19 protein-coding genes and 1 riboswitch are annotated in these 18,716 nt (G+C 42.9%); of the genes, 6 read left to right on the top strand and 13 right to left on the bottom strand.

Going from position 1 to position 18,716, the window contains the following annotated elements; all coding sequences use genetic code 11:
* Positions 1 to 59 precede the first annotated feature (59 nt).
* The 12 genes from E4K67_RS10705 to E4K67_RS10650 form a co-directional block, all read right to left on the bottom strand.
* Positions 60 to 542 carry a type I restriction-modification system subunit M N-terminal domain-containing protein gene (locus E4K67_RS10705; protein ID WP_135546432.1) on the bottom strand — a complete coding sequence of 161 codons (483 nt, stop codon included), beginning with the start codon at positions 540 to 542 and terminating at the stop codon, positions 60 to 62.
* Positions 543 to 567: 25 nt separating this feature from the next.
* Positions 568 to 1,647: a 6-phosphofructokinase gene (locus tag E4K67_RS10700; RefSeq protein WP_135546430.1), complete on the bottom strand. Its 1,080-nt coding sequence runs from the start codon at positions 1,645 to 1,647 to the stop codon at positions 568 to 570.
* 218 nt (positions 1,648 to 1,865) lie between these two features.
* Positions 1,866 to 3,029 carry an ATP phosphoribosyltransferase regulatory subunit gene (gene hisZ / locus E4K67_RS10695; protein ID WP_135546428.1) on the bottom strand — a complete coding sequence of 388 codons (1,164 nt, stop codon included), beginning with the start codon at positions 3,027 to 3,029 and terminating at the stop codon, positions 1,866 to 1,868.
* 66 nt (positions 3,030 to 3,095) lie between these two features.
* A complete protein-coding gene (locus E4K67_RS10690; RefSeq protein ID WP_135546426.1) occupies positions 3,096 to 3,398 on the bottom strand; it encodes a YerC/YecD family TrpR-related protein in 303 nt (100 codons plus the stop codon).
* 209 nt (positions 3,399 to 3,607) lie between these two features.
* Positions 3,608 to 5,533 (bottom strand): PAS domain S-box protein, encoded by a 1,926-nt coding sequence (locus E4K67_RS10685; protein WP_135546424.1) that lies wholly within the window; start codon positions 5,531 to 5,533, stop codon positions 3,608 to 3,610.
* A gap of 265 nt (positions 5,534 to 5,798) precedes the next feature.
* Positions 5,799 to 6,257 (bottom strand): pyridoxamine 5'-phosphate oxidase family protein, encoded by a 459-nt coding sequence (locus E4K67_RS10680; RefSeq protein ID WP_135546422.1) that lies wholly within the window; start codon positions 6,255 to 6,257, stop codon positions 5,799 to 5,801.
* Positions 6,258 to 6,342: 85 nt separating this feature from the next.
* On the bottom strand, positions 6,343 to 7,269 hold the full coding sequence (locus E4K67_RS10675) for a 3'-5' exoribonuclease YhaM family protein (RefSeq protein ID WP_135546420.1): 927 nt from the start codon (positions 7,267 to 7,269) through the stop codon (positions 6,343 to 6,345).
* 239 nt (positions 7,270 to 7,508) lie between these two features.
* Positions 7,509 to 8,486 (bottom strand): helix-turn-helix transcriptional regulator, encoded by a 978-nt coding sequence (locus E4K67_RS10670; protein WP_135546418.1) that lies wholly within the window; start codon positions 8,484 to 8,486, stop codon positions 7,509 to 7,511.
* Positions 8,473 to 9,669, bottom strand: coding sequence for a helix-turn-helix transcriptional regulator (locus tag E4K67_RS10665; protein WP_135546416.1), 1,197 nt, complete (start codon positions 9,667 to 9,669; stop codon positions 8,473 to 8,475). Before E4K67_RS10665 ends, E4K67_RS10670 begins: the two co-directional genes overlap by 14 nt.
* 18 nt (positions 9,670 to 9,687) lie before the next feature.
* Complete coding sequence (locus E4K67_RS10660; RefSeq protein WP_135546414.1) at positions 9,688 to 10,449, bottom strand: acyl-[acyl-carrier-protein] thioesterase; 762 nt, start codon at positions 10,447 to 10,449, stop codon at positions 9,688 to 9,690.
* A 23-nt stretch (positions 10,450 to 10,472) separates the two neighbouring features.
* Positions 10,473 to 12,272, bottom strand: a complete 1,800-nt coding sequence (locus tag E4K67_RS10655; protein ID WP_135546412.1) for an ABC transporter ATP-binding protein — start codon at positions 12,270 to 12,272, stop codon at positions 10,473 to 10,475.
* A 231-nt stretch (positions 12,273 to 12,503) separates the two neighbouring features.
* Positions 12,504 to 12,968, bottom strand: coding sequence for a NapC/NirT family cytochrome c (locus E4K67_RS10650; protein WP_135546410.1), 465 nt, complete (start codon positions 12,966 to 12,968; stop codon positions 12,504 to 12,506).
* 391 nt (positions 12,969 to 13,359) lie between these two features.
* Between E4K67_RS10650 and E4K67_RS10645 the strand changes: the two genes are divergently transcribed.
* The 3 genes from E4K67_RS10645 to E4K67_RS10635 are packed head-to-tail and all read left to right on the top strand — an operon-like array spanning position 13,360 to position 15,784.
* Positions 13,360 to 13,626, top strand: coding sequence for a FeoA family protein (locus tag E4K67_RS10645; protein ID WP_135546408.1), 267 nt, complete (start codon positions 13,360 to 13,362; stop codon positions 13,624 to 13,626).
* Positions 13,623 to 14,396, top strand: a complete 774-nt coding sequence (locus E4K67_RS10640) for a FeoB small GTPase domain-containing protein (RefSeq protein WP_199242511.1) — start codon at positions 13,623 to 13,625, stop codon at positions 14,394 to 14,396. Before E4K67_RS10645 ends, E4K67_RS10640 begins: the two co-directional genes overlap by 4 nt.
* Complete coding sequence (locus E4K67_RS10635; protein ID WP_135546404.1) at positions 14,384 to 15,784, top strand: nucleoside recognition domain-containing protein; 1,401 nt, start codon at positions 14,384 to 14,386, stop codon at positions 15,782 to 15,784. The genes E4K67_RS10640 and E4K67_RS10635 overlap by 13 nt, the downstream gene beginning before the upstream one ends.
* 70 nt (positions 15,785 to 15,854) lie before the next feature.
* Here E4K67_RS10635 and E4K67_RS10630 read toward each other — a convergent pair whose 3' ends face one another.
* Entirely contained in the window at positions 15,855 to 16,280 is a 426-nt protein-coding gene (locus tag E4K67_RS10630) for a metal-dependent transcriptional regulator (protein ID WP_135546940.1), read from the bottom strand.
* A 138-nt stretch (positions 16,281 to 16,418) separates the two neighbouring features.
* Positions 16,419 to 16,611, top strand: a riboswitch (cobalamin riboswitch).
* A gap of 141 nt (positions 16,612 to 16,752) precedes the next feature.
* Between E4K67_RS10630 and E4K67_RS10625 the strand changes: the two genes are divergently transcribed.
* Genes E4K67_RS10625 through cbiQ form a run of 3 tightly spaced genes read left to right on the top strand, consistent with a single transcriptional unit; the run spans position 16,753 to position 18,715 of the window.
* The gene (locus E4K67_RS10625; RefSeq protein ID WP_135546402.1) at positions 16,753 to 17,538 is read left to right on the top strand and encodes an energy-coupling factor ABC transporter permease; all 786 of its coding nucleotides are present in this window, start codon (positions 16,753 to 16,755) and stop codon (positions 17,536 to 17,538) included.
* Positions 17,535 to 17,945 (top strand): energy-coupling factor ABC transporter substrate-binding protein, encoded by a 411-nt coding sequence (locus tag E4K67_RS10620; RefSeq protein WP_135546400.1) that lies wholly within the window; start codon positions 17,535 to 17,537, stop codon positions 17,943 to 17,945. The genes E4K67_RS10625 and E4K67_RS10620 overlap by 4 nt, the downstream gene beginning before the upstream one ends.
* Positions 17,942 to 18,715 carry a cobalt ECF transporter T component CbiQ gene (gene cbiQ / locus E4K67_RS10615; RefSeq protein WP_135546398.1) on the top strand — a complete coding sequence of 258 codons (774 nt, stop codon included), beginning with the start codon at positions 17,942 to 17,944 and terminating at the stop codon, positions 18,713 to 18,715. The genes E4K67_RS10620 and cbiQ overlap by 4 nt, the downstream gene beginning before the upstream one ends.
* The last annotated feature ends 1 nt before the right edge of the window (position 18,716 follow it).

Genomic DNA, 18,716 nt, shown 5'->3' with positions numbered 1-18,716 from the left:
GTCTCTTCTTTGGGATAATGTTTAAACAAAACAAAACAAAATAAATAAAACCTTGCAAGTTAGAAAGCTAAATGGTCATCCGTTAACTGTAGCTCGTCAAAATCTTTAATTAACTCTAGCAGATCAGCATTCGTAATGTATTCATCCCCATTTTCTAGCCTCTTATTAAAGTCTACTGTGCTTAATAGACCAAGGCAACCCCGATTCATCTGCTCAATCTCAGCGAAAACCTTGATTAGATAAGGTCCCAACTCTTCTGTCTGGTGTTTTATGTTCTTCCAACGAGCGATCTTAGGTACAAAGAAGCGATAGACTTCCCTTTTTTCTAGTTCATCTTCAATTTGAGCTTCAGTTAACCCCTTCGCCTTAAGCTTATTACGCCTAATCTCACGTTCTAAATTAAAGCTATCGTTTAAACGTTTTAAAAAAAGTATGGCAATAACGTATTCCTTTAGTTCCTTAGCGTCCCTATCCTTACGTAAAGAATCGCAGGTGTCATCAAGGAAGCTCTCCAGCCCAGCTAGAGTTAATTTCTCACCCATTGTTCATTCCGCTCCTCATTAAGGATTAATCTCCCATTTCTAGACCTAGATTACGAGCCGCTATCAGCAAAGGATCAATTAAGAGCACTTGTTTAAGCTTATCGACCGCTTTGTTGAGTGGGACTCTTACAATATCCCTGCCCCGCAGGGCGACCATGATCCCAAATTCCTCTTCTAACGCTGCATCAACCGCAGCTACGCCATAACGAGAAGAAAGTACTCGATCATACGAATTGGGGGACCCCCCGCGTTGGAGATGTCCCAGCACCGTCACTCGGGTTTCCAGCCCATATTGTTCTTCGAGGTCATTGCCTATTTTAGCTCCAATGCCTCCCAACTTGATCGGATCGAAGCGTCCCGAGACCAGTCGCTCAACCACAATCTCGCCGCCCCGGGGTTTGGCGCCCTCTGCCACAACAATGATACTGAATTTCTTCCCTTGTTTTGCCCGTTTTTGAATGGCTTGCGCCACCCGGTTAAGAGTATACGGAATTTCCGGAATTAAGATCACATCAGCTCCTCCGGCGACACCCGCATACAAGGCAATCCATCCTGCATAGCGCCCCATAACTTCGAGCACCATGACCCGGTGATGAGATTCCGCTGTAGTGTGTAGACGGTCTAAGGCCTCAGTAGCTGTATCCACGGCTGTCTGAAAACCAAAGGTTTGATCGGTAGCCATCAAATCATTGTCAATTGTTTTGGGAATTCCGATCACATTGAGCCCAAGATTGGCAAACTTAAGAGCGATATTTAAACTACCGTCCCCTCCGATCACTAGTAAGGCATCTACATCGTGATCTTTTAAATTACGTATTACATCCCCTGAACGGTCGAGTATCTGAGCTGTCCCATTTACTATTGTTTCATATGCAAAGGGATTGTCTCGATTTGTTGTACCTAGAATTGTCCCACCACGCGGTAAAATACCTGAGACCTCCTTTAACGTCAAGGGCATAAAATCCCCTTCTACCGCTCCACGAAAACCGTCCCTAATTCCAAGCACCTCTAGTCCATATTGGTGCGCGCTTTTAGCAACCGCCCGAATCACAGCATTAAGCCCCGGACAATCCCCGCCACCAGTAAGTACAGCAATTTTACGCATTCTAACACTCCTTAATCCAGATGTATTTTAAACGCAACGCTAATATTAGTCATCATTGTTCTGTACACTATAGTAGATTGACCCACAAAGAGAGGAAGCGCGACAATGAACTCAGCCGCTATGGCGTTAAGAAACGCAACAGTCGCACATGCAGTAAGTATAAGGTTTTTGAGTTTTAGCCTTAGCGACAAGTGAATAGCGCGGGAACATGTGCGGGGCTAAGATACTGACTCCCTGACACACAAAACCTCAGAAATATTCTTTCTTAACGCCATTTTCTGAGCAGCTTCACCATCTATCGATCCAAGTGACATTTCCACTCGTTTTCCCTGTGCCCTTAACGCTTGGCACTGATGAATGACCTGCGTGACATTTGAACCATAAACCAAAACATCGGCTCCCTTCACAGGTGAAAGTGAGAATTGTTCTAACAGATTTCCGAGGTGAATAGCAAACCCAGTTGCCGGTTGTGGAACTCCGAAATCTGCGTACAACGTATCGTAACGCCCTCCCTCAACCAATGGAAAGCCCATTCCTGGAACATATCCTTCAAAAACCGCCCCCGTATAATATGAAAAACCGCGGAGTATTCCTAAGTCTAACGATACATTTGCCTGTACACCAAAGTCGTCTAAATATCGATATATTTTTCTCAAACTTTCAACCGCCTCGCGAATCGCTGGTCGCTCACTCCAACCGAGAACTTCATCGAGAATTTCCTCTCCCCCGTGAAAATGAGGTAACCGAAGTAGTAGCTCCTGAACGCGTTCCGGTAACCCACTTAGACTTACCCAGCTTTCCACGCCAACCATGTCTTTGCGCGCTAACGCTTCTTCCAGTTTAGCTTGCATCCCTTCGTCAACCCCGGCTTCCAGCATGAGTCCTGAAAAAATCCCCATGTGTCCAAGATTAAACTGATAGTTTTTTAAGCCCAATGCTGCGATAGCTTCCACAGCGAGCGCGATCACCTCTGCATCAGCTAGTTCTTGGTCAGAACCGACAAGTTCTACCCCTACTTGCCTAAACTCTCTATGCCTAACACTGGTATTTCGATAAACATCCGCTCCATAACACAGACGAAGTGGTAACTCTGCTCCGCGCATGCGCGTACTAACAAGACGGGCTATCGGCATCGTCAGTTCTGGACGCAAAGCTAGAATACGTCCTTCACGGTCAAAAAATTTGTATAATATGTTGTCCTGCTCGATATCTGGTTGAACACAAGCGCAAAATTCAAGAGTTGGAGTCAACACTTTCTGATAAGACCACTGACGAAAAAGCGCAAGAATATCATTCTCTAGGCGCTCTTGCACAGCAACTTCCTCCGGTAATAAGTCACGCATCCCCTCTGGTATGCGTTGTCCTAGATTTGTTCTTAACATTATTCTTATACTCCTTCTATCTTAAATAATCAAGTTTTCATTAGTAAAACTCCCACTAGAATGAGTTCACTTGCTTTGCTCCTGCAAACGTTTTAGTATCAGTTGATACCCATCAGCTCCAAAATTCAAACAGCGCTTAACACGGCTGATTGTCGCCGTACTCACCCCTGTCACATCCCCAATAGCAGTGTAGGTGTCATTTCTCTGCAGCATTTTGGCAACTTCAAGACGCTGGGCCAGCGCCCTAATTTCTGCGATTGTCGCAATATCTTCAAAGAACCGATAACACTCTTCTTTATCTTTTAGCAATAAAACGGCTTCAAATAAGGCGTCCGTTAACGGATTCTGTAAACGTTCATCGCTAGACATAAGTTTACCTCCTTGAGCAGTTACTTTTCCCCTTTAATATATTAAAGCATCACTCTCCTGTCAAGGGCTTTTTTAGTTTAGCCATTGCAAGACTCCAATCAGTATAAAAGAGAGAACCGAACCCCTAGTCTTATCTATTAGATTCCTTCCTCTCTTTTTATGCAATTTCCAAGACCCCAACACATTATTTCAAACCGTCTCTTTACTCTTTACTTAACTCCTGGAAACTTAACGGTAACGGTTGTTCCTGACGAATTTGATTCATAACTAATAACTGCATGATGACGTACGGCTATTGTCTGGCAGATGGCCAGCCCTAATCCAGTCCCTTGATCTTTGGTTGTCATAAAAGGAGTACCAAGCTTTTCGAAGATCACCGGATCAATTCCCGCTCCCTGGTCGCAAACTCTAAGTATTATATCCTCTTCTACCCTTAGTGTTTGAATCGTTAGAATCGTGCCGACTGGCATTGCTTCAAGTCCATTTCTTGTTATGTTCAAAAGTAACTGCCGAAGTTCGTTTATATTTCCTAAAATATCTGGGACTTGCTCAAGCTCTAGGATTATTTCTTTGTCTTGATTGAGTGCATCTGCTGCCAGAAGAGGAAACAGGTTCCTTACCATCTCCGAAATATTTGTTAATTCAAAATCAAACGTTTTATCATGAGCCAGACTCAGAAAGTCGGAAATGATAAAATTTGCCCGATCAAGTTCTTCAATCATTAATTCATAGAATTCTTGATATTGCTTAGTATTTTCCTTAGTGGTGAGCAGTTGCAAAAAACCGCGTACCGTCGTCAAAGGATTTCTCACCTCGTGGGCGATACCTGCTGCCATTTCCCCAACCATATTAAGTCTTTCCAAGCGGGCTAATTCCCGATCAGCATTCTTCCTCTCAGTTATGTCGAGAAGTACTTTGAAGACTAACCTTGACCCATCAGCATCGGTAAAAGGCTGAGCATATACTTCGTAAAACCGATTATCAAAAACTACCTCTTTCCATCGAGATTTAAAGTCCTTTGTATCAATTCGGTGTAAACAATCACTGCAGGGGGTATTCAACCCAACGATAACTTCATAGCAGGGTTTCCCTTCGTATGGACCAAACTTCGCTTGAAAATTACTGTTAGCAAAACGTATGTTGTGATTATCCTCTTGGACATATATAAGGCCGGGAAAGCTATGAAATAGCGAATATAGACGTTGATGTTCTTCCTCTACCGCCTTTTCGATTTTCTTGCGTTCGTCAATGTTGCGAGAAAAAATTGAAATCCCACTCTCTGTTGGAGAAATACTTATTTCCAACCATTGTCCAATTTGTGTTACAAAGGCCTCAAATCGTTTTGGCTGCCCTTCTTTCATCACTTTTAGACAATTGTCATCGATAATCTTCCTATTCACATGAGGATACACTTCCCAAAAGTTTGTTCCTATGAAATTATCGTGAATGCCGTTCTCAACGAGTACTTTAACTATGGCCTTATTAACAAAAGTTATAATCCACTGACGGTTAATGGTTATAAATCCGTCGCTAATACTTTCCATCGTATTAATTATTCGTTGATTTGTTATAGCGAGTTCATTTTCGGCAGCTTTTCTTTGAATGATTTCCATTCGCAGCTGTTCATTGCTGTGTTCTAATTCCCGTGTCCGAGATCTGACCAATTCCTCTAAGCTTTCCCGATACTGACACAATTCTTTTTCTTTCAACTCACTCTCGGTAATATCCCAGACAGAAACAATCCTTAAGCGCCGCGCATCGACAGTCACTTCATAACTATCAGTATGTACGGGAAAACAACTTCCATCTTTTCTAATATGAACTGAATTATACTCATGATGACCATGATCATGTATCCTGTGAATGATTTCTGGAAGGTCACTATGATACTCTGGCGCAAAAACATCGTATATTGTTTTGCCCAATAATTCCGAGATGCTATATCCATGCATTTCCGCATAACAAATGTTCACTTTAATCAATTCATCAGTGATCGCGTCGCAAACCATTATGCCCCAATAGCTCTCTTTGAAAATACGTTCCCAAGTCCCACTATAGTTCCGTGCCTCCACTAAAGCCGCTTCCAATGAGGCAACTCTTTGTTCGAGTTCGCTGATCACCTTGTTTGTAGACATCTTCCACCCCACTCTTTTCAATAAGTTCAACCAGTGACCCTTGCCTTTTTGTAATACCTAGTAAGATTCTATTAATAAACTGGATTATCCTTGAAAAAAATATCTCACAAATTAAACATTTATTGACAAAATAAAAGAAATAAAAAAAATTAGGAGTATATTGCGTTAAATATACTCCTAATCGACAAATAGTTCTAAAGGAAAGCCACCGGCATTCCCTTCGACAACACAGCGTTATTAAATCTATGCGAATATCAAACCCTATCTAATAACCTGATTTCTTACCCGTCATTGAACTAACTACTAACTTAAAAATAGTAATTCCCGACAATCCAGCATCCTCAACCATCTTCAAATCACCCCCATACTGTTGCATGATGATTTGAAGGGCTTTTCTCTTCCCATCGATATCCTCAATGAATTCAACCTCTCCGAACCCAATGACACTCTGATACCGCATCGACCAGTTGCACCCCTTCTCACTTGGAATAACCTCCGTATCAATATCTACTTCAAAACAGGCCTTGGGATTTTCCTTAAGGATTAATAACTTCAGACCTTCTGGTCCAGAATGGAAATACAGCACCCGATCCGCGTAGCCGAAGCTCATCGGGATTATATAGGCCATACTTTCATACGATACTCCTAGTCGACACACCTGAGCTTTCTTCATGATCTCGTCTAACGCTTTCTGTTCAGTGATTTCCTTATCATTTCTACGCATTGTTTTACCTCTTTTCGATCATTTTATTATTATGGTGTAAGCAGCATATACTTTTCTTACCTTCATCTAGGGCCATTTGCGCAGGCTATTTTAAATAAAGACAACGCTCCATACTAGGAATATAAGGAGACCATTCGTCTTCTGGATGGTTCTCTATGGCTTGCTCAAAATGGAAAAGTTCAGCATCCATGGCATCTGCATAGTGGATCACCAGCGCTTCCATTAACTTTGGTCTTTTTGGAGATTGCCATTCATATTTCCCATGGTGACTCGTAATAACATGCAGTAACTTTGATCGCAACTCACGTGAGAAACCTGGGATTTTGGAGATTTCCTCAGTTAAAATTTCGATCCCTAAGATAATGTGCCCAAGGAGTCGCCCTTCGGTTGTCACTTTTATCCCTCTGGTGTAAGAATACTCCCCGATCTTACCGATATCATGTAAGAGTGCGCCAGTTATAACTAAATCACAGTCCATTTTTGGGTAATTCCCAGCAATCCCTATTGCAATCTCAGCCACCCTGACACTGTGCTCCCAAAGACCGCGCAGATAGGCTTGGTGGATTTTCATGGCCGCAGGGGCTTGTCGATAGGCGGGACCCCATACCGGGTGGATTAAAAACTGTTCTAATAAGGCTTTAAGTTCAGGTTTTTTGATCTTATCTAAAAGGGAGTTTAGGCGATCTTCCAACTCTCGCGCAGTGACAGGAGAACTCGGCAAAAGGTCGGATAGATCAACCTCTTCCCTAGGGATCCGTATTGTTTCAATCGTAAGATCCAGTGTGCCACGGTATTCAGAAGCAACCCCTTTGACGCGGAAAATATCTTGATCATTGAGCCATTCAAGGACTTTCGGGTCATAGTTCCACATTTTTCCTTGAATCATCCCCGACCGATCTTGGCACGTCAAGGAGAGATATGCTCCAGGCTTTTGTCGAAAGGGAACTTCTTTCCATTCATTGACAAGGAGAATTCCTTCAAACCGTTCCCCATCTTTACAATCTTTTAGCATATAAGAATCTTCCTTTCACATTTCAATCCTACTTAAACACTATTTAACAGAGCGGGGAGACATTTCGATGCATACCCATATTTCTGTCATTCTCGGGAATATTAGATATCAGGTATTAAAAAACTAAACTAAATAAGGTGCATTTCTCTATCATACCCCGTAATCGTTGATGGGGAGGTCTATGGAAGTTATTAATTAAACCGATCTATCGAAGAATTGGCTCGAATTATTAAACCGGGCTAATATACTTCCTCTTGATAATTGCCGAGTGTCTCTCTAACTCGTTTAAGAATAAGTTCTCGAAGCTCCACCGGTTCTATAATTTCTGCCGCAGAACCGAATCCTAAAACCCAGGTAATAAACTCATTGACACCGATAATGTCATCTTCAAAGAGAAGTGATCCGTCCTCTAACGTAGTCAATTCACTTGCACGATGAGCTACGTCTTTGTGTACCTTGGCAACAGTTTGCGAACGATTCAAGAAACGTACTTTGACACGGATCAAATCCCCATATTCCATCCCCCAACGGGGTCCAAACCAAGCCTTCAGTGAAAACCCTTCCGGGTAAACAAACGACTCACCAGTTTCCTGCACTTCCAGGACCTTGTTCAAATGATAAGTTTTGATAGTATCACCCTGTCGAGCAACCAAATACCAACACCTTAAACGCGAATAGTAGACAATACCAAGTGGGTCCACTGTTATCTTGCGCCCATTAAACGCAATCGTTAACCGTTGGTTAGTCCGTATAGCGTTTTCAATAATGGGGAAAGTTTTTCCCTGAATAGGCTCTAAAGGGGCAAGTTCCCCTTTGATATAGCGATAGGTCTCTTCCTCCCCCAAGTCAAACCCAGACAGAATTTTTTGTCTTAGCCCTTCTTTCAAACTATTGTCTTCTTGAAGAAAATCAAGTGTTGCCAGTACTCCTACTCCTTCTCGAACGTTCAGATGAACGGGTGTGTAGCATTTTTGGGCTGTAGCCATGAACCATTTGACCTCCGGCAGAAATAAATCCTCTTCAAATGCATTATTTTCTTCATCACGATCAGTGTACAAGGGGATAGGATTTTCGACCGTGGAAACCAACACTTTCAAATCCTGTTTCATCGTCCCCCATGGAACACCGCATCCATCGGCTAAGGCGCGCCCGCATATCCCCTCGGGGTGGGCTTCAATTAAGGCCAAGATTTTCCCCATACGCTCAATCGAGTCCATGCACATCACCTCCGTACATTTGTAGGAGTCGCGTGAATTCCTCAGTCACCTTTGCCCGGAGCAGAGCAGGCTCTATAACCTCTGCCCCCGCTCCAAACCCTCGTAACCAAACCGCTAATTCATCGAGCCCTTCAACTTGGTCTTTCATCAAGAGGCCGTCTTTATCTTCGGTCAAGGTGCAGGTTTCCCGTTTGGCTAGTTCCGCTCTGACGCGGCTTAACGTCGAGTAATGATCATGGAAACGTATTATTACCGGTACTGGGGATTGATCTCGGTATACTCCCCAGGCATATTGATACCATTTTTTTAAGTCAAATCCTTCAACAGGAGAAAATGTCTCGGCCAACCGAGTGACATCTAAGATGCGATTCACCAGGTAGGTTTTTATCTTTTGATCCCCTTCATCCTGAGCAATGAGATACCAATTATCAAGGCCCCAATAATAAACAATCCCCAAAGGGTTCAGTTTGAGGTGTCGCGCTGACCCCTCTTGCTTGCGGTAGAGGATATTAACTTTATTTTTATTGCGAGCTGCTTCTTCCAGATGAACACAACACTGACTGTGATGTACATCTTGGGTCGGGGTTCTCCCGTGAACAAACAAGGTTTCGCGGGGATTGGCATTTTCACCAATCCATAGTTTGAGTTTAGCCTCTAGAGATTTCATTTCTTCTGGGATTGGAGCAAGGGCACGAGCAACTTTTAAGGCCTCAAAAAGCAGGGTCTTTTCTCGCTCCGCTAACTGGAGAGGGGGTAATAAGTGTTCCGCACAAACCACATACTCCTCCCCCCTTCGCTTAATGAGGTTTTTCTTCTCTAAGTCTTTCAAGGCCCGCTCCAAAGTTTTAGTGCTGACGTCTTCCTCATCCCGTCGATTAAATCGCTTGTAAATTTTTGTAAGGGTCACCCCTTGAGGGGTAGCTGTTAAAATCCGCAAGAGTTCCATTTGTCTGAGCGTCGATGCTTTAACTGGCATGACCCCATTCCAACCGCTCACCTGCAGATAGATGGTTGCTCGTTCATCCTGAATGAACTGAAAACCGTTATCCTTCATTTCTTCAAAATCTCTGACCACCGTGGTTTGGGTCACTCCAAGTGTCTTGGCTAAGCTTTGCAAAGTATGTACCCACGGTTCAGTGGCAATGCTTTTGACCAGTTCACGTTGACGAGTTAACTTATCCAAACTTATACCCCCAATCACTTACCGCCCAACCCAAACAGTTTTGGCTATCGCAAGCTCTTGACCCGAATCTTCTGCGAGTATAACATGTCTACACACTGATTGTTGGCGATCCGGACCCTCTCTTAGGCATTTCGAGCAAATGCTCGACCCGTACGTTGTTTCTTTCTTATATTGGATTTCTAAGGAGGCAAGCTTACTATTCTGATAGGTGTCCTCAGGAACAACTTCAATCATCCACTGAAGATAGCTGGCATTATTGACATGCCCATTGGTATCAATATCACTCCGTCTGACAGAAAACCCCTGTTCAGCTTCCCCGGCACCTGTCCCAATAGCTTGAAGGGGAGCAAAGGGGTCGTCAATTGCTCGCACGGGATCAAGACCATAGGCCTCTCCGAACTCAGAGCGAATTCGGGAGGGTCGCTTTGTTACTATATTATAAAAAATCCACAAAGAGGTAGCCCTGCCGATGATCTCTTGGTTCATATTCCAAATCAGGAATTCTCGCCTACCATAAAAGCGTTCAAAGCTAGAGGGCCATGTTTCAATGGTGACCTTTTCCCCGAGTATTGGATACCGATCCATTTGGAGATGCCAACGATTTAAGATCCAAGCAAGCCCTTCATCCTTTACCTGGGCAAGCCCATATCCTACTGACTCCGAATGAGCAATCGCAGCATCCTCTAAATAATAAAGCAGGGTCAAGGGCGTCGCCTGCTCTTCAGGGTTGACTTCATGATAGTGAACTACAAACTCCATCCTATATTTCTGACTTTGCATGGTTTTACCACCCACTCCGCTACTTATCTTTTTTGAGACTTAAACTGGGTTTCATATAATTGTTGATAAAGACCTTCTTTATGGACCAATTCCTCATGTTTCCCGTGTTCTGCGACCATTCCATTTTCGATGACTAGAATTTGATCTGAGGCGAGTACCGTCGACAGTCTATGCGCGATGACAAAGCTTGTTCGATTGCTTAATAAAGGTATCATTGCCTTTTGGATATACTCCTCGGATACGGAATCCAAGGAGGAGGTAGCCTCGTCAAGAATAATAATTCTTGGATTTTTTAAGATTACTCGAGCAATCGAAACTCTTTGCTTTTCTCCACCGGATAACTTTATCCCTCTATTTCCGACCACTGTTTTATAGTTCTCAGGCAACGTCATAATAAAATCATGAATGTAGGCAGCCTTACACGCCTTGATGATCTCATCTTCTGTGGCGTCACTTTTTCCATACCTTAAATTTTCTTCGATGGTGTCATTAAAAAGATAGGGTTCTTGCATTACGATCCCGATCTGCTTACGCAGCGATTCCAAGGTTACATCCCGGATATCCTGATCATCTATTTTTATACTCCCATCGATGACGTCGTACAAGCGGGGGATTAAATTAGTTATGGTGGTTTTCCCCGCTCCACTGGAGCCGACCAAGGCGACCATAGTACCGGGATCCACTGAAAAGCTGATATCTTCTAAAACTCTAACCTCACTGTTATAAGCGAAATGTACTTTATTAAAATCCACCTTCCCTTTTATCTTCTCTAAGTGAAGAGCATTTGGATTATCTTTAATCTCTTGTTTTTGATCAAAATACTCAAAGATTCTTTTAAATAAGGCCAAGGACCTTGTAACATCAATATGAATATTTGACAACTGTGAGACTGGTGAATATAGCCTACCTAACAAAGCTACAAAGGCTATGATGCTGCCGATGGTTATCTCTCCCTGAATGTATAAATATCCTCCATAAAAGTAAATGAGCATCGGTCCGATTGCTATAAATGTGGTTATGGTCATCCTAAACCATCTGCCCACAATCGACTCCCTGATTTGCAGGCTTGCAACCTCTTGATTCATACATTTGAACTTTACATATTCATCCTTCTCTTTAGTAAAAATCTTCGTAAGTATAGCTCCACTTATACTAAATGTCTCTTGGATAATCTGGTTAAGGTCACTTATCCGTTCTTGACTCTTAGTGGCGATTTTCCATTTTAGCTTTCCAACTTTCCTCGTAGGGACGATGAAGGTGGGTAAGATGATCATCCCCACAAGGGCGAGTTTCCAGTTCATAGTAACTAAGACTATCGCGGTAGAGATTAGCACGAAGATACTACTTAAGGCATTCACGACAGTTGAGTTAAAGATGTCTTGGATTCCTTCTATGTCACTCGTTAGTCTTGTAGTAATCTCACCAGGCTTAGCAGCAGAATAGAAGTTTAAGGACATGCGCTGCAAATGCGAGTACATTTGATTTTTCATGGTTACCATTATATGTTTTGAAATCCAAACGCTTAAATAGGACTGAGCTACCTGGAGAAGTCCAAGGACTATGGTAATTCCTATGGAAACGAAGATAAACAGACTTAAGAGCTTTAAATCCTTCTGCGGTAAAGCTTTATCGATAATATTCTTGATGAGGATCGGTGGAACAAGCCCTAGGATAGAGGACACAATAATACAGCCAATGACTAGCAGCATGCGCGTCCAATAGGGAATAAAGTAGCTCAATATTCTTGTTAGCATTTTTTTTGTAACCTTGGGCATTTCTATGTTTTCATCTGCAAATCTTAATCTGCCAATTCCTTGTTTCATGGTATCCACTCCTATAACTATGACGACTGCTAACCTTCAACAATTATATCATAGTTTCCTTCAGAGTCCGCCTCACCGAAACTCTACTCAAATAATAGATACAATCATATCGACACGTTAATTCTAGACCAGAACCGTGAACTCATCAACTAAGATGAATCAATAATGATACACATAAAAAAAGACACCAAGTGTCTTTTTTTATGTGTATCATTCGGCAATTGACTTAATTCAATCATTTTCAAACTTAGCTTCAACGCCGAGACCGTTTTTATGTCCCGTATCTCTGTGGCAATTGTTACACCCGTCGCCATTTTTAATTATCTTAGCGTGGTTTTTTGGCATAAGTGGCGCTTGACTCTCAGGCTTGTAATCGCCTGTATGGCAGTTGATGCAATTTGCGTCGTAGTAAACAGCCTTTATCGCAAGATAATCACCCTTGATATGATTACTAAGGTCCTTTAATCCGCGAAATGTTGTATCTAACCTCCGAAAGGGCCCTCTGGTTTCGTGACAGTTCCTGCAATCAATATTTTTGTGGGGATATTTCTCCCATGATTCATGATAGGCTTTAACTTCATGGCATTTTAAACACCCTGATGGAGCAGTAAACCACGCATAGGTGAATCGGTAAGGAATGTAGAGGGCTAGAATAACTAACACAAGAATGATCAACCCTTTATAATAAGATTTCATTTTTCCCCCTTTTACATACCCCTGTCTTATATTCTATAAATAGGACGCTCAATTTTTCATCATAATATAGGATGCTCAATTTTTCATTTAGAAATTCTAGTTTATAATTCTAGTTAGAAGAAAAATAACACCAGCCGACGGAACTAATTGGCCTTCCGTTGACTGGTGTTATTTTTACTTTTAACACATGTACTGGTGCTTTCGTCACCGAAATCTTGATGTTCAACTTTTTCTGAACGCTCACTTTCTTATAGGAAGTATAAGCCTGTGGGTAGCAAAAAAATCTCCCCAACATAACATATTCAAAATTGACTTTATCGAAAGTTAGCCATGGCTAACCTATTGTTTGAAAATGTGAGTTAGCTTGCATAACTAAAAGGGGGTACATAGTGTGAAGGACGCAGAACGAATCGACCCGTTAGTAACCCTATCTCCAGGTTCTGTCTGCCAGATCGTATCCTTAGAATTGAGTGGACTACTGAGGCGGCGTATTCTCGACCTGGGAATCGTCCCTGGAACGTTGATCCGCTGTATACGACGAGGTCCTTCTGGTGATCCGACCGCATATCTAGTGAGGGAAACCCTCATTGCCTTGAGAAATGAAGACGCTGCCCAGATCTTTGTTAGAAAGCTAGTGAATGGAGAGGAATGTGTATGAATCTGTCTATGGATCAGAAAAGGGTATTATGGCAGGATCAGTTTGGAATTTCCTTAGCAGATGGCCAGTTCGGCGTTGCTTTGGCAGGAAATCCAAACGTTGGAAAGAGTACAATTTTTAACGCTCTAACTGGGCTACATCAGCATACTGGGAATTGGCCTGGTAAAACGGTGGATAATGCCCAAGGGGGCTTTCAATATCAGCAGCACTCATTCCTACTTGTCGACTTACCGGGTACTTATTCCTTACTAGCTCATACTGTGGAGGAACAAATCGCACGGGACTTTCTGTGTTTCGCGAATCCCGATGTAACGGTGGTCGTCCTTGATGCAACTTGTCTTGAAAGAAATCTCAACTTGGCTCTCCAAGTCTTTGAAATAACTCCCAAGGTCATTGTCTGTCTAAATCTCATGGATGAGGCTCAAAAGAAACGTTTGATGATCGATGTGCCTTCTTTGGAGCGCGAATTGGGCGTACCCGTCGTTGCTTCTGCCGCTCGCCAAGGTGAAGGACTTACAGAACTTCAAGAGAAAATACTACAAGTTGCGACGGGGTCCTTGCAAACAAACCCCCGTCAGATCGTCTATTCCTCTGAAGTGGAAAAAGCGGTAAAATACTTGTTGCCCCTGGTGGGCTCTCTCGCCAACAACGCATTATCCCCCCGCTGGCTCGCCTTGAGGTTGTTGGACGGAGACAGAAGTTTTCTAGATAGTTTAACTAATTATCTTGGGGTTAACCAAGGTTGGGAGGGGGCAAGATGTGCGCAATGACACCAACAAGAAGTCTAAGTGAAGTTTGGTGTGAGGCAGAACATGTTCGTATGTCTTATCCCAATTCTTTCAGCGACCAGATCGTTGCCGACATCTATGGAAATGCAGAACAAATCACCAAGCAAGTTCTCTCCAGGAAGGGAAGGCAACGAATAAGCTTCGATCATACAATTGATAATTTTGTAACCTCCAAGTGGTTAGGCTATCCCCTCATGATGCTCTTATTGGTCGGAGTATTATGGCTAACGATAGAAGGGGCGAATGTCCCTTCCAGCTTCCTTGCCACCTGGCTCTTTGCTTTCCAAGACCAGCTTACTCTTTGGTTCCAATGGTTCGGTGCACCAGATTGGGTACATGGGGTTCTTGTCCTAGGCGTTTATCGTACGTTAGCCTGGGTTGTTGCCGTGATGTTACCTCCTATGGCTATCTTCTTCCCCCTGTTTACCATCTTGGAAGATTCAGGGTATCTCCCTCGAATCGCCTTTAATCTAGATCATATTTTTAAAAAGGCAAAGGCCTGTGGCAAACAAAGTCTGACGATGTGCATGGGGTTCGGGTGTAACGCCGCAGGAGTTACTTCCTGCAGAATTATCGACTCTCCCCGCGAGCGCTTAATCGCTATTTTGACTAACAACTTTGTCCCTTGTAACGGCAGATTTCCAACCTTAATCGCTATCTCCTCAATATTTATTGGCGGTGCTGTCGCATCCTTGTCAGGACTGATCAACGCCTTGGTCATTTCCGGAATAATTTTGCTGGGTATTGCGGTTACTTTGTTAGTCTCTTGGTTCCTATCTGTGACAATTTTGAAAGGTGAGCCCTCTTCCCTTGTTTTAGAATTGCCATCTTATCGTCGCCCAAAGTTTGGAGCAGTGATCTACCGGTCTATGATTGATCGCACCTTATTTGTTTTAAGACGTGCCATCATAGTGGCCGCTCCAGCAGGTGCCGTGATCTGGATTTTAGCGAACGTTTATATTGGGGAACAAAATATTCTCTCCACTGTGGCTCATGCTTTAAATCCGCTTGGACACTTAATCGGGCTCGATGGATTTATCCTAATGGCTTTTATTCTGGGGCTACCTGCCAACGAGATTGTCTTACCAATTCTCATCATGAGTTATCTTACAACTGGCGCTTTGCAAGATTTCTCAAGTTTAGAAGAGCTGAGGAATATCTTGGTGAGGAACGGATGGACTTGGTTAACGGCGATTAACGTTATGTTATTTTCCTTACTTCATTGGCCTTGCGCTACAACATTGCTTACCACTTATAAGGAAACAGGTAGTAAAAAATGGGTCTTCCTATCTTTCCTGATTCCCACCCTTATTGGATTTACCGTTTGTTTCATTCTCACTCAAGTAGTGCGCCTCTTAGGCTTGGCTTAATTTAACTAGTGCCAGAAAAAGTCTCCCACTTCTATAAACTAGTAGGTTCGGCACAATTTAATATTATACCTTATGATTCAGTTTTACTGGAAGATACAATGTGTTCTAGTAAAATCCTGTGCCATTCTGGGTTATGCTTAAGGAAAGTAACAATAGCTTGGATCGAGCGAATGGTGGTATCTGAAAGATAATGTTCCATAGCTTCGGCTTCTGCTACAATATCGCAGTTAGTTTGGATCAGAATCAGGAATTCCTGTAACACCTGGTTGCGTTTTACTAAGAAATCACCAAGTTGTTTCCCTTTTTCTGTAAGAATTATCTCTCCGTATCGTTGATAGGTAATAAACTCACCCTTTTTAAGCTTATGCAAAGCTTTTGAAACTGAGGGCAAAGAAACTGCCAATTTATGACTGATATCAGTCACTCGCACGGAATCTGAAGAGAGTGAAAACCGATATAACTCTTCCAAATAGTCTTCTAAACTGGGAGTGAGTATTGTCATAGCTGCTCCTTATCAAGCTTTTTTTGTAAATGAGTGCTTATTGTACTATTCTACTCCTCTGCTTTCTCTCTAGACCCTCAACCAAAACCCATTGACAGACAAATTTATCTATGCTAGTCTTTAAATAATTAATTGAATGCCTTAAGAACGAGTACACTTTCTTCTAGTAAAAGAAAGTGTTTAAAAGGGAAGTCAGCTTAAATCTGACGCGGTCCCGCCACTGTGATAGGGAGTAGCCTTACAACATGTCACTGGATTTTATCTGGGAAGACGTAAGACTATGATGAACTAGAGCCAGGAAACCTGCTCGTTTTGGACTTCACCTTGAGCACCCACGACGGATGGGTAGTAGGTAAGGATATCTATGTTTTGTAGACATATTTATAACCTCCTGCCTTTGAGTGCAGGAGGTTATTTTAGTTCCATTTAAATCTTCGTTCTACATAAACAGGAGGAGTGAAATACAATGACCATTCGTAAGCTTAAGATGATTAGTTTATTAATAACCTACGTTATTGCTGTATATATCTTCTTTCCTAATGACGCATACGGGATGCATATCATGGAAGGCTTCTTGCCCTTTAACTGGGCCGCTTTCTGGTGGCTTGCTATGATCCCATTTGTGATTACTGGAGTACGTTCCATCAAGAAAACAGTCGCGCTCCATCCTAGTTTAAAGATGTTGCTCGGAATGGCCGGAGCCTTTGCCTTTGTTTTGTCTGCTTTGAAAATCCCTTCAGTGACCGGGAGTAGCTCCCATCCGACAGGCGTGGGTCTTGGTACGATTCTGTTCGGACCAACCGCGATGACTGTTTTAGCGATGATTGTCTTAGTCTTCCAAGCCGTGCTACTCGCCCATGGGGGAATTACGACCCTCGGAGCAAACACATTTTCCATGGGGGTTGTTGGTCCTTTTGTCTCCTATGCCATCTATAAAGGTGCCAAGAAACTTGGGGCTCCTCTATGGCTTTCAGTTTTCTTGGCCGCTACTATAGGAAATATAATGACCTACGTTACCACCGCTATTCAGTTGGGATTAGCGTTCCCCGCTGCAACCGGAGGAGTAATGGCTTCCACCGTTAAATTCCTGAGTATTTTTGCCTTCACTCAGGTTCCACTAGCCATCAGCGAAGGTATCCTTACCGTCATGGTGATTAACATCCTTAGTGCTTACAGTCAAAAAGAGTTGCAAATTCTAGCGATCTTTACTGGAAAAGAACTACCTAAGACCAAACGGAGGGTAAGCGAATGAAACTGATGACAAAGAATGGGCTATTATTAATTCTGGTCATTGGACTAGCCTTCGCTCCGCTATATCTTGCTCGTACTTCCGAATTCGCGGGCGCTGATACTCAAGCATCTGACGCCATCAGCACGCTCAATGCCGATTATAAGCCTTGGTTTGAACCCTTTTGGAAACCACCGAGCGGAGAAGTTGAATCTTTCTTGTTTGCCTTGCAGGCAGCCATCGGGAGCGGATTCGTCTTTTATTATTTAGGGTATGTCAAAGGGAAACACAGTGCAAGTAAGAGTGAACTCGCTAAACTAAAGTTAAACATCGAGACTTCGGCTGGGGAGTCTCCCCCCACTGAAGCAGAGTACGGAGTCCCACTCCCGCTTGGAGAAGTGGGAGTCTCACGATTGGATGATCAGCCATGATTAATATTGATTCTTATGCCTACAGCAATAATCTTAAAAAAATACACCCTGCTGAAAAGTCTGTCTTTGCTGTGTGTACCATGACAGTTTGTCTGACCTCTCCTACCGTCATCACCCCACTCATCATCTTAACCTTAATGGCTGGAGGAATAATTTCAAAGGCAGGCATCCCGGTACGGGTTTTTCTCAAGCTGATGCTAATTCCCCTCTCTTTTCTCCTTTTAAGTGTCTTGACCATTGCTTTTTCAATCTCAACCAATCCTTCGGGATTTTGGATTTCTCAAACCATGTATGGCTTTACCATTGGGATTTACTACCCTGATCTGATCACAGCCATTCACCTATTCCTACGATCATTGGGGGCTGTTTCCTGCCTTTATTTTCTAGCACTCACCACCCCCATGACTGAAATCATCTCAATACTCCACAAGTTGAAAGTCCCGGCCATTATCACCGAATTAATGATGCTGGTTTATCGGTTTATATTTGTCTTAATGGAAACCGCCATCACCATTCATCGAGCCCAATTATCACGTTCGGGGTACGTCTCCCTGAAAGTTTCCTATCGATCCCTGAGTCGACTCTTTTCTGCGCTCTTAGGCAAAGTCTTTGTGAAATCCCAAGAACTTTATAATGCGATGTCAGCTCGATGTTACACGGGAGAAATTAAAGTTCTTACCAAGAAATATCCTATTAGCCTGAGGAATTATATTCTAATAGCTGGTCTCGAGCTTCCTTTGATCTTGATTAATCTTTTTAATCGAGTTTAAT

The sequence above is a fragment of the Desulfosporosinus fructosivorans genome (genome assembly GCF_004766045.1).
Taxonomy (GTDB): domain Bacteria; phylum Bacillota; class Desulfitobacteriia; order Desulfitobacteriales; family Desulfitobacteriaceae; genus Desulfosporosinus; species Desulfosporosinus fructosivorans.
The sequence above is the reverse complement of the archived record's forward strand: the minus strand, read 5'-3'. Positions and strand labels throughout refer to the sequence as shown.

What these genes read in the sequence shown, in the direction of transcription:
- E4K67_RS10670 (WP_135546418.1), bottom strand. Translation starts at nt 8,486, where the DNA reads ATGGACTCGATTGAGCGTATGGGGAAAATCTTGGCCTTAATTGAAGCC.
- E4K67_RS10680 (WP_135546422.1), bottom strand. Translation starts at nt 6,257, where the DNA reads ATGCGTAGAAATGATAAGGAAATCACTGAACAGAAAGCGTTAGACGAG.
- E4K67_RS10690 (WP_135546426.1), bottom strand. Translation starts at nt 3,398, where the DNA reads ATGTCTAGCGATGAACGTTTACAGAATCCGTTAACGGACGCCTTATTT.
- E4K67_RS10700 (WP_135546430.1), bottom strand. Translation starts at nt 1,647, where the DNA reads ATGCGTAAAATTGCTGTACTTACTGGTGGCGGGGATTGTCCGGGGCTT.
- E4K67_RS10660 (WP_135546414.1), bottom strand. Translation starts at nt 10,449, where the DNA reads ATGCAAAGTCAGAAATATAGGATGGAGTTTGTAGTTCACTATCATGAA.
- E4K67_RS10635 (WP_135546404.1), top strand. Translation starts at nt 14,384, where the DNA reads ATGTGCGCAATGACACCAACAAGAAGTCTAAGTGAAGTTTGGTGTGAG.
- E4K67_RS10685 (WP_135546424.1), bottom strand. Translation starts at nt 5,533, where the DNA reads ATGTCTACAAACAAGGTGATCAGCGAACTCGAACAAAGAGTTGCCTCA.
- E4K67_RS10675 (WP_135546420.1), bottom strand. Translation starts at nt 7,269, where the DNA reads ATGCTAAAAGATTGTAAAGATGGGGAACGGTTTGAAGGAATTCTCCTT.
- E4K67_RS10650 (WP_135546410.1), bottom strand. Translation starts at nt 12,968, where the DNA reads ATGAAATCTTATTATAAAGGGTTGATCATTCTTGTGTTAGTTATTCTA.
- E4K67_RS10625 (WP_135546402.1), top strand. Translation starts at nt 16,753, where the DNA reads ATGACCATTCGTAAGCTTAAGATGATTAGTTTATTAATAACCTACGTT.
- E4K67_RS10620 (WP_135546400.1), top strand. Translation starts at nt 17,535, where the DNA reads ATGAAACTGATGACAAAGAATGGGCTATTATTAATTCTGGTCATTGGA.
- E4K67_RS10705 (WP_135546432.1), bottom strand. Translation starts at nt 542, where the DNA reads ATGGGTGAGAAATTAACTCTAGCTGGGCTGGAGAGCTTCCTTGATGAC.
- cbiQ (WP_135546398.1), top strand. Translation starts at nt 17,942, where the DNA reads ATGATTAATATTGATTCTTATGCCTACAGCAATAATCTTAAAAAAATA.
- E4K67_RS10640 (WP_199242511.1), top strand. Translation starts at nt 13,623, where the DNA reads ATGAATCTGTCTATGGATCAGAAAAGGGTATTATGGCAGGATCAGTTT.
- E4K67_RS10655 (WP_135546412.1), bottom strand. Translation starts at nt 12,272, where the DNA reads ATGAAACAAGGAATTGGCAGATTAAGATTTGCAGATGAAAACATAGAA.
- hisZ (WP_135546428.1), bottom strand. Translation starts at nt 3,029, where the DNA reads ATGTTAAGAACAAATCTAGGACAACGCATACCAGAGGGGATGCGTGAC.